We start from the raw sequence: 1248 nt of genomic DNA, 5'->3' as shown, positions 1-1248 counted from the left end.
CTCGGCTGCGAGTCGGCCAAGCCGAGCAACCTCAGCCTCCTGCTCTGCCACTAGTGAGTCAGGTGCCCGGGACGGCCGGCGACGGCAGCCGTCCCGGGCATCGCCCTTTCCCGAAGAAGGAGGACCGACCGGTGCGGACGGCAGATCGGCTGGCGGATCGGCTGGTGGCCCAGACCGTCCGGCGGGGCGGCCCCTGGCTGGGCGTCCTCGCCCTCACCTCCGTCTTCGGCGCGCTCGCGGAGCTGGCGCTGCCCGCTCTCCTGGGCAGGACGGTCGACAGCCTGGTCGCGGCCGAGCCCGCGAGCGGCCTCTGGCTGGGCGCCTGCGCCACGGTCGTGGCCGTGGCGGTGCTCTGCGACACCCTCGGCGTCTGGGGCGCCGGGGCGAGCGGCGCCCAGGTCTCGGCCTGGCTCCGGCACCGGATCGTGCGGCACGTCCTCGGGGTCGGCCCCGCGATGACCCGCCGGTTCCCCGAGGGCGACCTGGTCACCCGGACAGGCGTGAACGCCGAGGAGGCCGGGCGCGCGCCGGAGGCGATCGTCACCGGGGCGGCACTGGTCATCCCCACCGCGGGCGGCGTCGTGGCGCTCTCCCTCATCGACTTCTGGCTGACCCTGACCCTGGTCGCCGCCCTCGTCCTCATCGCGCTCGTGCTCCGGGCGTTCTTCCACACGACCACCTCGATCGCCGGCGACTACCAGCGGGCCCAGGGCGACATCGCCGCCCGCCTGGTCGACGCCCTCGCCGGGGCCCGGACGATCGCCGCGGCTGGCACCGCCGCGCAGGAGAAGTCACGGGTGCTGACCACGCTCCCCCGGCTGCGCGCGCACGCCATGGACATGTGGCGGGCCAACGCCCGGGCCGGCGTCCAGGCGGGCGCGGTGGTGCCGCTGCTGGAGGTGGCCGTGCTGGGAGTGGGCGGCCTGCGCCTGGCGGCCGGTGACCTCACGGCCGGTGAGCTCTACTCCGCCGCCCGTTACGCCGTGCTGGGAGCCGGCCTCGGCGCCGCGCTCGGCTACGTCAACCGCCTGGCCCGGGCGCGCGCGGCCGCCGGCCGGGTGGTCGAGCTGATCGCCGAGGGACCCCGGACGTACGGCGGGCGGCCGCTGCCCGCCGGTCCCGGCACGCTGGAGCTGCGCGGCGTCGCCGCCGACGGCCTCCGCGACGTCGACCTCGTCGTCCCCGGCGGATGCGCGGTGGCCGTTCTCCTGGTAGTCCGGGTGGTCGGAGTAGGGCAGGGCGAGCAGT

The 1248-nt window shown here is 76.5% G+C and carries 1 protein-coding gene; it reads left to right on the top strand.

Features of this window, described 5'->3' with window-relative positions; translation table 11 throughout:
- Nucleotides 1-131 precede the first annotated feature (131 nt).
- On the top strand, nucleotides 132-1248 hold a 1117-nt coding region (locus tag ACWDS7_RS48560; protein WP_451934841.1), incomplete at its 3' end, for an ABC transporter transmembrane domain-containing protein.

The organism is Streptosporangium sp. NPDC003464 (genome assembly GCF_053588315.1).
The sequence above is the reverse complement of the archived record's forward strand: the minus strand, read 5'-3'. Positions and strand labels throughout refer to the sequence as shown.